The sequence below is a fragment of the Alteriqipengyuania sp. genome, from assembly GCF_964222115.1.
In the GTDB taxonomy this organism is placed as follows: domain Bacteria; phylum Pseudomonadota; class Alphaproteobacteria; order Sphingomonadales; family Sphingomonadaceae; genus Alteriqipengyuania.
On sequence record NZ_CAXQBM010000047.1, the window covers coordinates 13212 to 28834 of the forward strand.

General features: G+C 60.6%; 18 protein-coding genes. 14 read left to right on the forward strand and 4 right to left on the reverse strand.

Annotated features, from left to right (window positions below; translation table 11 throughout):
• Positions 1–2: 2 nt before the first annotated feature.
• From ACEQXE_RS07200 to ACEQXE_RS07230, 7 genes are all read left to right on the forward strand, one after another.
• A complete protein-coding gene (locus tag ACEQXE_RS07200) occupies positions 3–428 on the forward strand; it encodes a hypothetical protein (protein WP_225982092.1) in 426 nt (141 codons plus the stop codon).
• Between the two features lie 116 nt (positions 429–544).
• Complete coding sequence (locus tag ACEQXE_RS07205) at positions 545–3040, forward strand: heavy metal translocating P-type ATPase (protein WP_010412670.1); 2496 nt, start codon at positions 545–547, stop codon at positions 3038–3040.
• Entirely contained in the window at positions 3037–3666 is a 630-nt protein-coding gene (locus ACEQXE_RS07210) for a cation transporter (protein WP_010412667.1), read from the forward strand. The genes ACEQXE_RS07205 and ACEQXE_RS07210 overlap by 4 nt, the downstream gene beginning before the upstream one ends.
• Positions 3663–4529: a hypothetical protein gene (locus ACEQXE_RS07215; RefSeq protein ID WP_010412664.1), complete on the forward strand. Its 867-nt coding sequence runs from the start codon at positions 3663–3665 to the stop codon at positions 4527–4529. The genes ACEQXE_RS07210 and ACEQXE_RS07215 overlap by 4 nt, the downstream gene beginning before the upstream one ends.
• Positions 4529–5482 carry a cation diffusion facilitator family transporter gene (locus tag ACEQXE_RS07220; RefSeq protein WP_010412661.1) on the forward strand — a complete coding sequence of 318 codons (954 nt, stop codon included), beginning with the start codon at positions 4529–4531 and terminating at the stop codon, positions 5480–5482. The genes ACEQXE_RS07215 and ACEQXE_RS07220 overlap by 1 nt, the downstream gene beginning before the upstream one ends.
• Before the next feature lie 199 nt (positions 5483–5681).
• Complete coding sequence (locus ACEQXE_RS07225; protein WP_370178246.1) at positions 5682–7916, forward strand: TonB-dependent receptor family protein; 2235 nt, start codon at positions 5682–5684, stop codon at positions 7914–7916.
• 194 nt (positions 7917–8110) lie between these two features.
• Entirely contained in the window at positions 8111–8767 is a 657-nt protein-coding gene (locus ACEQXE_RS07230) for a peroxiredoxin (RefSeq protein WP_370178247.1), read from the forward strand.
• 98 nt (positions 8768–8865) lie between these two features.
• Here ACEQXE_RS07230 and ACEQXE_RS07235 read toward each other — a convergent pair whose 3' ends face one another.
• Together ACEQXE_RS07235 and ACEQXE_RS07240 are read right to left on the reverse strand one after the other, a co-directional pair.
• Positions 8866–9510: a class I SAM-dependent methyltransferase gene (locus ACEQXE_RS07235; RefSeq protein WP_010412648.1), complete on the reverse strand. Its 645-nt coding sequence runs from the start codon at positions 9508–9510 to the stop codon at positions 8866–8868.
• A gap of 8 nt (positions 9511–9518) precedes the next feature.
• Complete coding sequence (locus ACEQXE_RS07240) at positions 9519–9881, reverse strand: DUF3703 domain-containing protein (RefSeq protein ID WP_010412645.1); 363 nt, start codon at positions 9879–9881, stop codon at positions 9519–9521.
• Between the two features lie 82 nt (positions 9882–9963).
• Here ACEQXE_RS07240 and ACEQXE_RS07245 point away from each other — a divergent pair, with 82 nt between their 5' ends.
• Complete coding sequence (locus ACEQXE_RS07245) at positions 9964–10350, forward strand: helix-turn-helix domain-containing protein (protein ID WP_010412642.1); 387 nt, start codon at positions 9964–9966, stop codon at positions 10348–10350.
• Positions 10351–10397: 47 nt separating this feature from the next.
• Here the strand turns inward: ACEQXE_RS07245 and ACEQXE_RS07250 are convergent, their stop codons facing one another.
• Complete coding sequence (locus ACEQXE_RS07250) at positions 10398–10664, reverse strand: AlpA family transcriptional regulator (RefSeq protein WP_010412637.1); 267 nt, start codon at positions 10662–10664, stop codon at positions 10398–10400.
• 1 nt (position 10665) lies between these two features.
• The gene (locus tag ACEQXE_RS07255; protein WP_010412634.1) at positions 10666–11058 is read right to left on the reverse strand and encodes a hypothetical protein; all 393 of its coding nucleotides are present in this window, start codon (positions 11056–11058) and stop codon (positions 10666–10668) included.
• Between the two features lie 432 nt (positions 11059–11490).
• Between ACEQXE_RS07255 and ACEQXE_RS07260 the strand changes: the two genes are divergently transcribed.
• From ACEQXE_RS07260 to ACEQXE_RS07285, 6 genes are read left to right on the forward strand one after another with little or no spacing between them, the layout of a single operon-like run.
• Positions 11491–11817 (forward strand): hypothetical protein, encoded by a 327-nt coding sequence (locus ACEQXE_RS07260; protein WP_010412629.1) that lies wholly within the window; start codon positions 11491–11493, stop codon positions 11815–11817.
• Positions 11818–11843: 26 nt separating this feature from the next.
• Positions 11844–12131 carry a type IV conjugative transfer system protein TraL gene (traL, locus tag ACEQXE_RS07265; RefSeq protein WP_010412623.1) on the forward strand — a complete coding sequence of 96 codons (288 nt, stop codon included), beginning with the start codon at positions 11844–11846 and terminating at the stop codon, positions 12129–12131.
• 12 nt (positions 12132–12143) lie between these two features.
• Positions 12144–12713 (forward strand): type IV conjugative transfer system protein TraE, encoded by a 570-nt coding sequence (locus ACEQXE_RS07270; protein WP_370178248.1) that lies wholly within the window; start codon positions 12144–12146, stop codon positions 12711–12713.
• Positions 12710–13465, forward strand: coding sequence for a type-F conjugative transfer system secretin TraK (locus tag ACEQXE_RS07275; RefSeq protein ID WP_011413831.1), 756 nt, complete (start codon positions 12710–12712; stop codon positions 13463–13465). Before ACEQXE_RS07270 ends, ACEQXE_RS07275 begins: the two co-directional genes overlap by 4 nt.
• Entirely contained in the window at positions 13465–14748 is a 1284-nt protein-coding gene (locus ACEQXE_RS07280; protein WP_370178249.1) for a TraB/VirB10 family protein, read from the forward strand. Before ACEQXE_RS07275 ends, ACEQXE_RS07280 begins: the two co-directional genes overlap by 1 nt.
• A complete protein-coding gene (locus ACEQXE_RS07285; protein WP_007163824.1) occupies positions 14745–15623 on the forward strand; it encodes a DsbC family protein in 879 nt (292 codons plus the stop codon). The genes ACEQXE_RS07280 and ACEQXE_RS07285 overlap by 4 nt, the downstream gene beginning before the upstream one ends.

The window sequence follows — 15623 nt, forward strand, 5'->3', positions numbered from 1 at the left end:
CAATGATTAGTAGCCAGCTCAGTGTGACTCTTGCCGGCGCCCTGATACTTTCAAGTGTTCCAGCATCGGCGCAGGATCAGAGCACGCTTGTTCCGATCGCCGGTGTCTGGAGCCTTGGTGAAACGCGGTCTTGTGATAGCGGACCGGCCTGGGTGTTTTTCGCAGATGGCTATTATGCCGAAGTGCAGCTTCCGGACGGTGGCCCCGCCGCCGTCGGAATTTGGCGAGACGAGGGCGATGCCATCGCTTACACCCACGCGCACATGCCATTTGAAGGTCATGAACGGCCGATGCGGGTTCGTCATCTTACCATCGAAGAGCGCACCGCCGAAAAACTGACAACCCGCAATTATCGCGGTGTCACGCGCACGTTTCACCGCTGTCCAGCGAATTCGCTGAAAGTGCCGGCAGGTCAGGACGCACATTGACGCTTTCGTTACGCAATATGCGGGCTTCGCTAGTCCCTATTCGGGTTTCGCGAACCTGCAAGCTTACGGGTCTGCGGCACCGGGAGCGGTCAATTTCCAATGGGAAGCAATAGGCAATGACGCGAACCATCGAACTCGAAGTCTCACCGCTCCTTCCCGACATCCCGAGCGAAACCGATCATTGCATCGCGCGCTTGCAGTCTTTGCTCAGCTCGCGGATCGGCGTGCACGAGGTCACGATATTGCCCGGCGAGAAAGATGCATCCGCCCGACTAGCGATATCATACGATGCCGATCGCCTGACTGTCGCCCGCATCAAGGAGTTGGCCCATGTGGCCGGAGCGGAAATCTCCGAACGCTACGGACACGTTGTCTGGCAAGCCGATGGCATCAATTCCACCCGCCGTGCCCAAACGGTCGCGGACCTGCTGGCCAGCAAACCCGGTATCCTCGAAGCAAATGCTGATGCGAGCGGGAGGTTCATCGCCGAGTACGACCGTCAGCTAACCGATGAGCCTAGGATTGCTGGCGAGCTCAAGAACCTCGGCGTGTCGGTTCTGGCGGGCGATGTCGCCAGGAACGCCGAGCACTCTTCCAAAGACCATGATCACGATGATGAAGATCGTGCCGGGCACAGTCATGGTGGCATTTTCGGCGCGAACACCGAACTCTATTTCTCGCTCGCCTCGGGCGTATTTCTCGCGACCGGGTTCGGGATTGAGAAGCTATGGTCTGGGCATCCAGGATGGCTGCCATTCGCATGCTATCTCGCGGCGTATTTCTTTGGCGGATTCTTTACCGTCCGAGAGGCGTGGGACAATTTGCGCCTGCGCCGGTTTGAAATCGACAGCCTCATGCTTGTCGCCGCTGCGGGCGCCGCCTTTCTCGGGGAATGGGCCGAAGGCGCGCTATTGCTGTTCCTGTTCAGTTTCGGCCACGCGCTCGAACACTACGCGATGGGCCGCGCCAAGAGGGCGATCGAGGCGCTCGCCGAGCTCGCGCCGGAAACGGCACGAGTAAAACGTGGAGATGACGTCGTTGAGGTTCCGGTCGAGGAGCTTGCGCTAGGCGACGTCGTAATCGTGCGTCCGAACGAACGCCTTCCGGCTGACGGCTTCATCTTGGACGGCGTCAGTGCCATCAATCAGGCTCCGGTGACCGGGGAAAGCGTGCCGGTCGACAAGAGCGCGGTTTCGAATATCGCTTCTGCGCGCGCAAATCCTGACAATCTTGCGGATGACAATCGCGTCTTCGCAGGGACGATCAACGGATCGGGCGCGCTCGAAGTGGAAGTGACCCGGCGATCGAGTGACACGACCCTCGCCAAGGTCGTCCAAATGGTGAGCGAAGCCGAGGCTCAGCAATCTCCTACCCAGCGCTTCACGCAGCGCTTTGAGCGAATTTTTGTGCCTGCCGTGCTCGCTTTGGCCGGCCTGCTCCTTTTCGCCTGGGTTGTCATCGACGAGCCGTTCCGCGACAGTTTTTACCGGGCGATGGCGGTGCTTGTGGCTGCCAGCCCCTGCGCTTTGGCGATCGCGACCCCGAGCGCGGTCTTGTCCGGAGTAGCCAGAGCAGCACGCAGCGGCATTCTGGTAAAGGGCGGCGCGCCGCTCGAGGATCTCGGCGCGCTCAAGGCCATCGCGTTCGACAAGACCGGTACTCTTACCGAAGGCGAGCCCCGCATGACCGATGTCCAACCCGCGCAGGGTGTATCTGAAAACGAACTGCTTGCGATTGCCTCGGCGGCTGAAAATCTGAGCGATCATCCCCTAGCACAGGCGATTGTTAGGGACGGCAAGCAGCGGCTTGGCGATGAGGCACTGCCCGAAGCTACAAGTCTTGAAAGCTTCACAGGCAAGGGGATCACCGCGCTTGTCGGCGGTGAGCGGGTGTGGATCGGAAAGCTCGAAATGTTCGGGCAAGACGGGGTCCCTCAGCTCGGTGCCGAACTGTCGGATGCTATCGAGTCCATGCGCGAGCGCGGGCGGACGACGATGGGCGTTCGCTCGGAAACGCGCGATCTTGGAGCGATCGGTTTGCTCGACACGCCGCGGGCGGCAGCAAAGGCGACGCTCGAAGCGTTGCGCGGCCTCGGGATCACCCGAATGATCATGATCTCGGGCGACGACCAAAGAGTGGCCGATGCGGTTGGAAAGGAAGTCGGCCTCGACGAGGCCTGGGGCAATCTCATGCCCGACGACAAGGTCAAGGCCATCCGCAAGCTTGCCGGCCAGGACAAGGTTGCGATGGTCGGAGACGGGGTTAATGACGCTCCGGCCATGGCGAACGCAACGGTCGGAATAGCAATGGGGGCTGCCGGCTCGGACGTTGCATTGGAGACAGCCGATGTCGCGCTGATGGCCGATGATCTCGCCCGACTGCCTTTCGCCGTCGATCTGAGCCGACAAACCCGGTCAATCATCCGGCAGAACATGATCGTCAGTCTCGGAATTGTTGTCGTGCTCATCCCGGCAACCATTTTCGGTCTCGGGATAGGCCCCGCTGTCGCGGTTCACGAGGGATCAACGCTAATCGTGGTCGCCAATGCGCTTCGCCTTCTGGCGTATAAAGAGAAGGGCAGCACAAAAGACATAGCAGAGAAGCCAGTATGAGCTGCAACGATGACTTCGATCTGGATTCGGCGGACAAGCGACGCACATTGTGGATCGTATTGTGGCTCAACGTCGCAATCGCGGTTGGTTTCTTTGTCGTTGCCTATTTTGCGGACTCGAACGCGCTCTTGGCCAACGGGCTCGACAATTCGTCGGACGCGCTTGTCTACGCTCTCAGTCTCCTTGCGCTGAGTCGACCGCGCTCCTGGAAGCGAGGCGCAGCGCGCTTTTCTGGCGTCATGCTTTTGATCTTTGCCGGCGGAGTGATTGCTGATGCCGTCAGGCGGTTTGTTGAAGGTTCTGAGCCGGGTGGCATCCTGATGATCGCGATGGCTGCCGTCGCGGGCATAGTGAACCTCTATTGCCTTCGCCTGTTGCAAAAGATGCAGAACAAGGACGTCAACATGCGGGCCGCCACCACATTCAGCTTCAATGACTTCATTTCGAACGGCGGGATTATCATCGCTGGCGTCATCGTTATGATCACAGGCGCGAACTGGCCGGACCTTGTGGTCGGCATCGCTGTGGCTGGCATAGCTCTTTACGGCGGGATCGATATCCTGCGCGACGCGCACAGTGACAAGCACGACGAGGCGGGAACGGTTCATGGCGAAACACGGGAATGAGCCTCGTCCACGAGATATTTGTAACTGAGGATTTGTCGGCGATCCTGACCTTGGCGATGCTGGCAAGCCTCGGCCTGGGTGCTGGCGTTGTCTGGGAAGAAAAGCACGGGCCTACCCCGAACGAAAATGGGTTCGCGGCGGCCGTCCACTCTGGCGCCCTTGCCGCACTTGCGCTTGTTTTGACCGGTCCTGCAGTTGGACAAGCAAGGGGTGACTTCATAGACGCAGCCCTGCTCCCCGCTGGCGGGACTCTCTATCTTCTGGCGGTGCTGATCGGAGGCTGGGCTTCGCATCGCGACTCAGTTGGAACCCTGTCCGACGCCGTGGGAAGACGCGGGCCGAAGATGACCATTGCGCTTCAAGGCGGTATTGCGCTGGGGTTTGGTGGCATCGCTCTGGGTGCAGCAGCAGCCGTGTCTGTCTTCGCCGGTTTCGCAGCAACACTAGGGGTTGGAATCACCTTTTTCCTGGTGGGGCGAAAGACAACAGCCGGATTTCGCGACAGCGCGATGAAACGCATGGATCGTCTAGCGATCCATGTTTTTCTGTCACTCGCCTTTGTTGCCGCAGCGGTAGCCGGGTTTTGGCTTCTCCACGGCATGAGCGAAACAGCGGACGCGCGGTTGGCAATTCTACTCGCAGGATACTTTCTTGTCTGGTCGGTTCATTTTTTGCTGCAAATCCCGGGCAGACTGGGAGGTTTGAATTTGGCAGCACTCGCGGCCTTCATCTCCGGGCTTGCGATGTTCGGAATGATTGCAGTCGGATTTAACGCCGCGATCGGAGCAATCGATAATTCCGATGCGATCCTTCAGCATCCGGATACCGCCGGCAACAAAATCGCAAATAGCGGAGAAAAGTGATGGCGCACTCGCACGATCAAGCTGGCCACAGTCACGGCGAGGAAAACCTTAGCGATCGTCAGCTGATCCTCGCGGTCGCGATCAATGTCCTCCTGACCCTTGCCCAGATTGTCGGCGGCATCCTTTCAGGGTCACTGGCGCTTATCGCGGATGCATTGCACAACTTCAGCGATGCGGCCTCTCTTGGTCTTGCGTGGTTTGCGCGACGCATAGGCCGGCGTCCGGCGGACAAGCTGATGACCTTCGGCTACGCCCAGGGAGAAGTGGTCGCCGCACTCATCAATCTGACGACCTTGCTGATCATCGGATTCTATCTGATCGTTGAGGCGATCAACCGTTTCGCCGCGCCGCAGCCGGTCGAAGGCTGGACCGTGATCTGGGTTGCCGGGATCGCACTTGTCATCGATCTCGTCACCGCATTCATTGTCTATCGCGGCGCGCATGACAGCATTAACATGAAGGCTGCCTTCCTTCATAACGTTTCGGACGCGCTGGCCTCGATCGGTGTGATCGTCGCCGGAGTGCTAATTATTCTATACGATCTCGTCGTCGCCGATCTCATCATCACTCTCATCATCGCGGCCTATGTCATCTGGCAGGGCGCGACGCTCCTACCGCGAACCGTTCGTCTGCTGATGGGAGCAGTGCCGGACGAGGTGGAATTTGATCAGATGGTTGAAAACCTGCGCGCGCTTGGCGGCGTGCAGGATATTCACCACGTCCATGTCTGGAATCTGGGAGAACATCACCGGGCGCTCGAAGCCCATCTCACTCTTGTTGATTACTCCCAAACAGCATTCGAGGGAGTCAAGCGACGCGCGCGGGCGATGCTGGAAAAGGATTTCGGCATCGCACATGTCACTTTCGAGCCCTGCCTCGCTACGGACTGCGATGATGCGCTGATCCCTGCCCACCCGGCACCCAACAACGGGAAAAACACGGTCGGTGATTAAGCTTTCGCTGGCCTGTTCCTGCCCGGCCGTTCGCAGACCCTGAGCCCTCATCGCGCGCCGGTCGCGGACGGTATTGCAGTCCAGAACCGATGCACCGCGAGCCGCCCTCACCCAATATGGGCATAAAAGCCTACTACTGCTATTGCGAATACGTCTCAATAGCAGTAGTAGGCTGGTAAATGTCTCGAAAGGATTCTCCATGTATCGCGCTACCGCCTCGCTCATAGCAATTGCACTGGCCGCCCCTGCTTACGCCAATGAAAAAGACCCGACCGATGAGCGGCAATCGCAGGACGGGATAGCAAACACAAGCGAATCGATTATCGTGATTGGCGGTCGCATCGATGCGTATGAAGTGGCCGGTGCGGCGGACCTAATCGATGGCGAGGAACTGAGCGAATTCGAGCATGGTGACGTCAACCGTGTCCTGCGCCAGGTGCCGGGGGTCAACATTCAGGAAGAGGACGGTTTCGGGCTATTCCCGAATATTGGCTTGCGCGGCGCGCCGGTCGAACGGTCGAGCAACATCACCTTGATGGAAGATGGCGTTCTCATTGCCCCTGCCCCCTACGCCGCTCCGGCCGCGTATTACTTTCCCGCGATCGGTCGAATGGACGCAGTCGAAGTGATCAAGGGCGCGGGCTCGGTACGCTATGGTCCTCGCACGATCGGCGGGGCCATCAATTTCCGATCGACTCCGATACCGACCGAGAGCCTGGCTGGCGAAGCTTCCGGCCAGCTTGGTTCTCGCGGCTATTATCAGGGTCATGGCTGGATTGGCGCTAGTGCCGACAATTTCGGGGCGATGGTAGAAAGCTATCAGCAAGGCAGTGACGGGTTCAAGACGATAGATGGGCTTCCCGGCGCCGAGACCGGTTTTCAACGTCAGGACTATCGCGCCCGCTTCGCCGTCCACACCAACCCAGATTCGCCGGTCGATGTTCGCCTCGAGTTCGCCTATGGTCGATCCGAACTTGAGGCGAACGAAACCTATTTGGGCCTCGCCGACGCGGATTTCGCGAGCGATCCGTACCGGCGCTATTCGGCCAGCCAACGCGACGTTTTCACGGGCGAGCACGATCAATATCGGCTCACCGGCACCCTCCGGTTGCCCGACGACACGCAGTTCGCGGTTACCCTATATCGCAACGATTTCACACGAAGTTGGTCGAAGCTACAGGACATCGATTTCGATGGTGATGGCAGCTTTGATGCCATCCAACCCGTTTTCGATGCTCCCTCCTCAAACGAGAGAGGCCTCGCAATCCTGCGAGGCGCAGACAGCGCTGAAGGTGCCCTTCGCATTCGCAACAACAACCGCGTCTATCGGAGCGAAGGCGTCCAGCTTTCGTTCGAAAGACCTTTCGAGACCGGCAAGGCCATCCACAACCTGGCTGCGTCGCTCCGGTATCACGAGGATGAAGAAGACCGGTTGCAGAATGAGGAATTCTATACGCAAACGGATGGAGATCTCGTTTTCGTCCGGCAGACGGCTCCGGGCGCTCAAGCCAATCGCGAGGCGAAGGCGAAGGCGATCGCTTTCTATCTGGAGAACCGGATCGAGATCGGCGGGCTTACTCTGACACCCGGCATTCGGTACGAAGGCATCGACCTTACTCGACTGGACTATGATCGAGCCGACCCCGCTCGTCTCGATGGACCTGCGCGCATACGCAAGACCAACGTTGACGAATGGCTTCCCGCACTCGGTGCAACCTATGCACTGGGAGACGTGCTGTTGATTGCAGGCGCTTCGCGCGGTTTTTCTCCCCCCGGGCCCGGAAATCCGGAGGCACGAGCCGAGAAAAGCTGGAACTATGAATTTGGTGGGCGTTTTCGGAATGGCGCCATTCAAGCTTCCGCGATTGCGTTTTATTCCGACTATTCCAATCTGCTCGGAAACTGCACACAATCCGTGGGGTGTAGCGTCGGGGATATTGGCGACCAGTTCAATGCTGGGGCCGTCTCCGTGAAGGGGTTGGAGCTGGCAGCTTCGACGGAGCATCAAGTGGGTAGGGAAATTTCTATTCCCTTCTCGGTGGTTTACACGCTCACCGACGCGCAATTCGAAAGCAGTTTCGAGAGTGCGTTCTTCGGTTCCGTGTCCCAGGGCGACGCACTCCCCTACATCGCTCGCCACCAATTCTATGCCGAAACGGGGCTCGCATTTGGACCGGCATCCTTGCTCGTGAGCGCCAATTACACATCGCAAGTACGCACCGAAGCAGGTAGCGGGGATATTTCGCCCGATGAGCGTATTGACGAAAGGATTGTCTTTGATCTCGCCGGCCGGTTTGCGCTGACGGAAGGTCTCTCTTTGTTTGCCAGAGTGGATAATCTGTTCGACAATGCTTATGCTGTAGCGCGTCGGCCTTCGGGTTTGAGACCGGGGGCTCCCCGGCGCTTCGTAGCAGGCGCTAGCGTGCGCTTCTGAGTATCTACGCCGGCCGATGATCGCGCAATCTTGTAGGAGGCGGGAGCGCCAGTGAGCATTTCCGCCTCACTAAATGCAGGTGAGGTCGAGACTCACGCAATCGATTGCGCCGACATTCGACGTGCCGCAGGCCACACACCCGCCAAAATATGAGGACGGCGGACACCTCCCCCAGAATAAATAGGAGTTTTGACATGACCCTCTCCATTGGCTCGACAGCTCCCGATTTCACAGCGGAAACGACCCAAGGCACCATCACCTTCCATGATTGGATCGGCGACAATTGGGCTATCCTGTTTTCTCATCCAAAGGCATTTACCCCGGTTTGTACGACCGAGCTGGGTTACATGGCCGGTCTCGGCGAGGAATTTGCCAAACGCGACACCAAGATTCTCGGCCTGTCGGTCGACAGCAGCCAAGACAATCGCGACTGGCTACCCGATATCGAGGCGGTCAGCGGCAATAAAGTCGATTACCCGGTGGTCGGCGACAGCGACCTGAAGGTGGCCAAACTCTACAATATGTTGCCCGCCGAGGAGACTGGCAGTGCGGAGCAAAGAACCGCAGCCGACAATGCTACCGTTCGCGCCGTCTATATCGTTGGCCCGGACAAAAAAATCCGTGCGATGCTACTCTATCCGATGAGCAGCGGACGCAATTTCGAAGAAGTGCTCCGATTGCTCGATTCAGTCCAGCTCACCGAAAGTAAAGGCGTGGCAACCCCGGTCAATTGGCAGAGTGGGGATGACGTCATCATTCCACCGTCTGTTTCCGATAAAGAAGCGAAAGCGCGCTTCCCGCAAGGTTTCACAACGCTGCGCCCCTATCTGCGCACGGTTAAAATCGACTGACCAGCGCAAGCGGATGTGGTGTATTTGGGCTCGAACTCAACAGGGGAACCCGCATGAAGCTAGACAAAAGCAGTCACGCAACTGCGGCTTCTGCCGCATTACGATTTGGCACCGACGAATTCGTAAGCGCATCCTGCCAGAAACTCGCGGAAATGGAGTTCGTTCAGCTCTCGGCGGGCTGGTAGCCACGGGCGGAATTCTTCGTATTCGCGCGAGACGCCGAACGGTTTCGTAGCGAATATTCCGATTTCAATCAGCCATCGCGGCCAGCGCTCGGGGTGCTTCAGGCCAAGCAGGGCCATCCGGCCACCCGTCGGGAGAGCAGCTGAGGCGCGCTCGATGATCGCGGCGTAGTCAGGTGGCATTTCCAGTCGAAAGGTGCTGATGACTGCGCTGGTCTCGCTCGGAAAGCGGAAGGCGGCTACGTCTGACTGCACAAATTCGACATTGCTAGCTCGCAGGCGCTTCGCTCGTCGACGGGCTTGGTCGAGCATGCCTTGCGAAAGGTCGACCAGCGTCACCTTGCCGCTTGGTCCTACTCTCTCAAGCAGAAACGCGAGGTTTGCGCCGGTGACAGCACATAGATCGATCACATGGTCACCGGCCTTGAGTTCAAGCCGGTTAACCAGATCGCGTCGCCAGCGACCAAGACCGGCCCACCGAAACCCCGACACCAATCGGTCATAGATTCCCGCGTTCTTGTCGTAGAGACGTTCAACCTGTTCGTTGGATAGAATTGCCATGGCGCGTGCTAGCGAACCTCGTCCGAAGAGATGGTGAAAACCTCCGCGAGGTCGTCCGGGTATGGCATTGGCGCGAATGCGCTCACGTTTGCGCGTCCGGTATTGCCCCAGGGGAGCCGTCCGGTGAGATTACCAAGGGGAGCGAGCGCAAGACGTATGACCTGCCCCAGAACTTCGCGGCCATCGCGGGTTTCAACTGCATAGCCCAGCATCGTCATATGTGAACGAAGGTGCGGCCCGAAGAAGCCCTGGCCCAGAATATGTTCCCGCTCGAGCGCGGTCCAAGCCAAAGCCCGGTCACCAGACTGCCTGGCGGCACGGAAAACGCGCCGCTCAGCTTCGATAAGTTCAATAATGTCCTTCTTTGCCACAGGATTTTACCGTTCTGCTTGCATCTTCGAATCGTCTTATGCACCTTGTAGTGGCTACAAGGTCAAGCATTGCGAGAAACCCATGAAGATTGGTGCCCTGGCGCGGAAGACCGGCACGACCGCCGAAACGATCCGCTACTACGAACGGACCGGATTGCTGGAGGAACCACCACGCACCGCCGGAAACTACCGGGACTATGGCCCGACCGAATTGGCCAGATTGCGGTTTATCCGCCGCGCACGCGACCTCGGCTTCACCATGGCGGAGGTGCGCCAATTGCTTTCTTTGTCGGATGATCCATCGCAATCGTGCGAAGCCGTGGACTCTATTGCCAGCCTCCACCTACGCGAGGTGGATCGGAAGCTTGGTGACTTGCGAAAACTGCGAACCGAACTGCGCCATATGGTCGACGACTGCCAGCACGGAGCGGTTGGCGAATGCCGGATAATCGAAGTGCTTTCCGGCTAGCGGGACAGCGCGCGTTTATTCGAGCGGTGACGGGACGCAAACCATGATCATCTCGAAATTCGGGGCGTGTTCTGACATATCTCGTCGGTGCGTTCGACAACAGAACCGATCCAGTCATCGATCTCGGCTTCGACCCAAACCGTGCAACGGGGACCGAGCGAACGCGACTTTGGAAAACGGCCTTCGCGCATCCGCTGATAGATTGCCGTTCGGCGCAGGCCCACGCGCGCCATGACCTCGGGAAGACGAATGAGCCGGTCTGGCGTTGGCTCGACAGGAACGGCTTCCGCGTCCGTTTCGAGACCAGTCGTCATTTCAGAGAGCGAAGCTTTGTTCATCCTGCCGCTCCAGTTGCGCGAGGTGATCCGACAGGAGACCGGCGGTGCGGTGAGCGGTCCCCTTTGCCCAGCGCGGTCTCACATCGAGCAGCCTCTCGCCCAGCGCTTGATCCAAAGCAGACGGCAACTCGCTTATGAAGGTTTCAAGAAATTCCAGCACGCCGCTATTCTGCCAATCCTTGCTACGCTGCGAGTACCCCGCGAGTGCCAGCATCAGGGAGGTGCGCGGCGCGTGACCGCTCGCGTCAAGGATGGCCAGCGCCTCAAGCAGTGTGGCTGACCTTGTCCCGGCGAGGATGCGTCGGAGCGCGTCCTTGTTGATATTCGTCTGTGCGGCAATCGTCCGCCGGGACTTGCCACTTTCGTCCACGGCATGGTCGAGGAAAGCGGCGACTCCTCGCGATAGTTCTCCCCATTTGTCGTTTGTGTTTCGCGCCATTGTTCCTGCTTCCGGTGATCTTTAGCGAATCACCAACAGGCTAGGCGACGCGTCAAACTGTAGGAAAGGAAAAAGAACAAATAAGGAACTCGTAGGAAACTGGCTCATCGTCACACGATTTGATTCGCGCAGAGTCCGGTCCCTCGATCTCAGATTTCGGTATGGGTGGCGCAATGATCGGTATTCTTGGCCGCAATGTCTGCACCGGTCGCGCAAAGCCCGGTCAGATTGCCCAGAATCGACGATTTCTCTTGGTCGGAATGCCGCGTGCGGCAGTTTCCGTTTTCCTACACCCTGCCTTCCAATCGAGGAAAGAACATACAGCGAACGCATCGCTGCCAATGTTCGAAACGGAGTTCCTCGATGAACAATGCAATCACCCTTCCCCGCCCATCCGTCAAAGGCATTCGTGCCCGCGACTATATTCTTCCGGCCGCGATTGCGGTCGCCTGCGCCGGTGCCGCCTATGCCGGTGCCGACACGACCTTTGATCCGGCGCTGCAGAAGTTCACTGACTTCCTCGAAGGTTCGGGCGGCAAGATCATCACCGTCCTCAGCCTTGCCGGCGGTTTGATCGCGCTCGCCTCGGGCCGCTTCGCCCTTGGGCAGGTCGCGGTCCCGGTCGGTGTCGGAATTGGCGTCGGCACAGGCGTGCCGATCGTCACCTCGGTCGTGACCGCAACCATTTGATCGCGGTCTAACGACGGGAGGGCGGCATGGCCGACAGATACCTCGTTCCACGGCGGCTCGACGACCCGGAGCTCATCGGCTTCTGGACCATCGACGAGTTTGCGGGACTGCTCGTCCCCTTCGCGTGGGGCATCCTTTCGCAGCACATCATCATCGGCACCGGCCTATCGGTCATGACCTGGTTCGCCCTTCGAAAGGCGAAGGCATCAGGCGCAGGGTCGAAACTGGTCCATGCTGCCTACTGGTATCTGCCGGGGAGCTTCCTCGGGCTGAAAGCCACGCCGCCCTCCCACTGCCGCCTGCTCGCAGGCTGAGGGAGGACCCAAGTGAAACACGAATTCGCCTATGAGGAAGCGCAGCGTCACCTCAAACAGCGCAACCGCTTCGCCGCGCTGTCAGCCGTGCTGGGCCTTACCAGCCTGCTGGCGGTCGGCGCGGCGGCGACGCGCGAGGAAAGCGTCATTTTGGTGCCTGTCACGACCGAGCGCCTGACGCTCGGGAGCGGCGGTACCGATGCGCACTACCTCGAACTCGTAACCCGCGACACCGCGCTCATGCTGCTCAATCGCGCACCCGAGAGCCTCGACTACTGGATGGAACAGGTCCTCAAGGTGGCAGATCCGTCAGCGCACGGGAGCCTCAAGGCCGAGCTCGTCAAGATCGTCGACGAGCAGCGCGGTTCGGACATCAGCCAGGCCTTCGTCATCTCGCGGATGGAGGTCGACGCGCAGGCGCTCACCGCTGTCGTCACCGGCACGCTCAAGACCTTCGTCGGTGCGCAGGTGATCGCAAGCCAAGAGCGCAGCTTCGAATTCAGCTGGAACCGCCGCGGCCTCAGCCTCGGCCTCACCGGCTTCCGCCAGCTCCCAACCGAAACCGAGGAGGAGAACCCATGACACTCCTATCCCGCCCCTTCCCCGCCGCGCTGACCAGCGTTGCGCTGGCAATCGCCACGGCCGCCTACGCTTCACCGGCACATGCCGACCAGTTCGTCGAGGCCGCTGATGGCGCCGCGATCGATTGCGTGCTCGCGCGCGGCGCGCTGACCCGTATCGCCCTCATCGAGGATGGTTTCGCCAATGTCTCGAAGATGGCGAGCGGCTATCCCTACAACGATTTCGAGGTGACCCACGAACCGGTGCGCGGCGACATTTATGTCTCGGTGCCGCTGCAATATGCGAGCGCCAGAGTCAGCTTCTTCGCGACCAGCAGCGCGGGCTATGTCTATAAGTTCGCCTGCCGCGTCGATGGCGAGGAAGCGAGCCAGCTCTTCGTCACCAATCCCGCGCTCGCCAAGTCCCAGGCGAGCGAATGGGAAGGCTATGCAGCGACGCGCGACGAAGCCGCGATCCGCCTGATCGAGGCGATGGCGAGCGACGGTGTTCTGCCGGGCTTCCGGGCGCGCGCCGAACTCTCGCGACCACGCCGCACCGACAGCCTCGAAGTGCAGCAGGTCGCCGAATATGAAGGTGCCGAGCTGATCGGTCAGGCCTTCACCCTGCGCAATCTCGGCCCGATGCCCGTCGACCTTGCCGGTGAACGCGAGGCGCCCGCCGGGGCGCTGGCCTTTGCCTATGGCCGCGACAGTCTCCAGCCCGGCGAGAGCACGCAGGCCTTCCTCGTCTTTGCGAAGGGAGGGCTCGAATAATGGCCGATACCGACAGACACGATACGCCCGCCGCAGCGCCCAAGGACGAGACGCGCGGCGAAGCCCGGCGCAATCTCAACCGCACGGTCGCGCAGCGCCAGAAGCTGCTGCTCGCCGGCATCGGCGGGGTGGCACTCATCTCCGGTTCGATGTTCATCTGCGGCGGCGAGGATGAAGCCGGCGCCGGCGGCGCGGGCGCGACCACGATCGAGACCGGCGCGCTGGTCAATCGCAATCTCTCGCAGCGCGAATTCGTCGCCACTTATGGCAACCGTCTTGATGCGCAGGGCCGCGCGATCAAGGACCTGCAGGAAAGCCAGCTTCCCAAGGCCTCGATCGAGCAGGAGCTCGAGACATTGCGCGGCGAAAACGCGCGGATGATCAGCGACGGTCAGGCGGCGATCGATGCGATCTCGGCCGAGAACGCCGCCTTGCGCTCGGAACTCGAGACGGTGCGCGCCAATCCCCCAGTTACGCCGGTTCCCTCAGCCGATCCGCGGGCTCCGGGCTTCCCTCCCGGAGCGCTCGAGCCACCCAGCGAACCCAAGGCAAGCCTGCTGAGTTTCTCATCCGACAAGCCGGGCGCCGCCAAGACCAAGGCAATCGAAAGCGCGCCGACGCTGCTGCTCGAGGCAAGCCGCGATTACCTGCCGCCCAACAGCTATGCACCTGCCACCGTGATCGTCGGGGTCGACGCCTCGACGGGCGTTACCAGCCAGAGCGATCCGCTGCCCGTGGTGCTGCGTATCACCGGTCCGGCGCGCTCGGTGCTGCAGGGCAACAAGCTTCTCACCACCGATCTCACCGGCTGCCTCGTCAACGGCGCGGCGCGCGGCGATCTCTCGGCCGAGAAGGTTTACGTCAAGCTTGTGCGCATGACCTGTGCGCAACCGGGCGGACGCTTTGCGGTGAGCGAGGTCAAGGGGTTCATCGCCTTTGCCGGCAAGTCGGGCGTTCGCGGCAATGTCGTCAGCCGCGAAGGCAGCCTCGTCAGCCAGGCGCTGCTCGCCGGGATCGTCGGCGGGTTCGGACGCGGCTTCTCGGCCAATGCCAACGGCATCTTTGCGCAGCCTGTCGGCAGCGACGGCAGGCGCGACGCGCTCTCGCCGACCGACATTCTCGCAGGCGGCCTCGGCCAGGGCGCGGGCGAAGCCGCCGACACGGTCAGCAAATACCTCATCGAACGCGCAGAACAGTACCAACCCGTCGTCGAGATGCCGACCGGCATCGCAGTCGAGATCGTCTTTCTCGACGGCGTCCATGTCAGGAGCACACCCCAATGAACTACTCGAACCAGCGGCCCGGCCTCAAGGCGCGCGCCGCGCACATATCGCTCGCCGCCGCCAGCGCAGCAGCCCTCCTTACAAGCGGTGTCGCGGTAGTGACCGCCATGCCGGCGCAGGCCGCGATCACGCAGAATGTGGTTGAAGCGCTCAAGCTTCGTCTGCCCAAGACACCGATCGACGCGCTCGATTGCAAGACATTCGCGCCGTGGTGCGAGGTCGTCTCGGGAGAGACGCTGTTCTACATCGACGAAGCGGCACGCTACCTCTTCGTCGGGCGGCTCTACGACATGGAGGAGCGGCGCGACGTAACCGCCGCGCGCCTGCTTGAACTCAATCCCGACCTGCTCGCCGCCGGCGCAGCCCGCGCTGCCGGCGAGGACACTGCCGGTCGGCACGACGTTGCAGAACCCCGCGACAGGCGGGCCGCGACGCATGTCGATCTCAAAGTCTTGCCCGCAGTAGGCGCGATCCTGTGGGGCAATCCCAAGGGGCCGAAGCTGGTTGTCTTCTCGGATTTCCAGTGCGGCTACTGCAAGCGGCTCACCGGCGAACTCGAGAAGGCAGGCGTCCTTGTCGAGGAGCGGCCGATCTCGATCTTCGGCGCATCGAGCCGCCGCATGTCCGAGGCGGTGCTGTGCGCCGCCGATCCGGTCGGGGCGCTCCATGCCGCCTACACCGGCAAGCACCTCGAACCGCGCGCTGCCTGCAAGAAAGCAGCTGCGCTCGATGCCAACGAAGCCTTTGCACAGGCCAACGGCTTTGCCGGAACCCCGGTGATCGTCAGAGCGCGCGACGGTGCGGTGCTGCACGGCTACCGCGATGCAAAGACACTGCGCGCATTTGCCAATGCCAAGACCGGATCGAAGCAATGA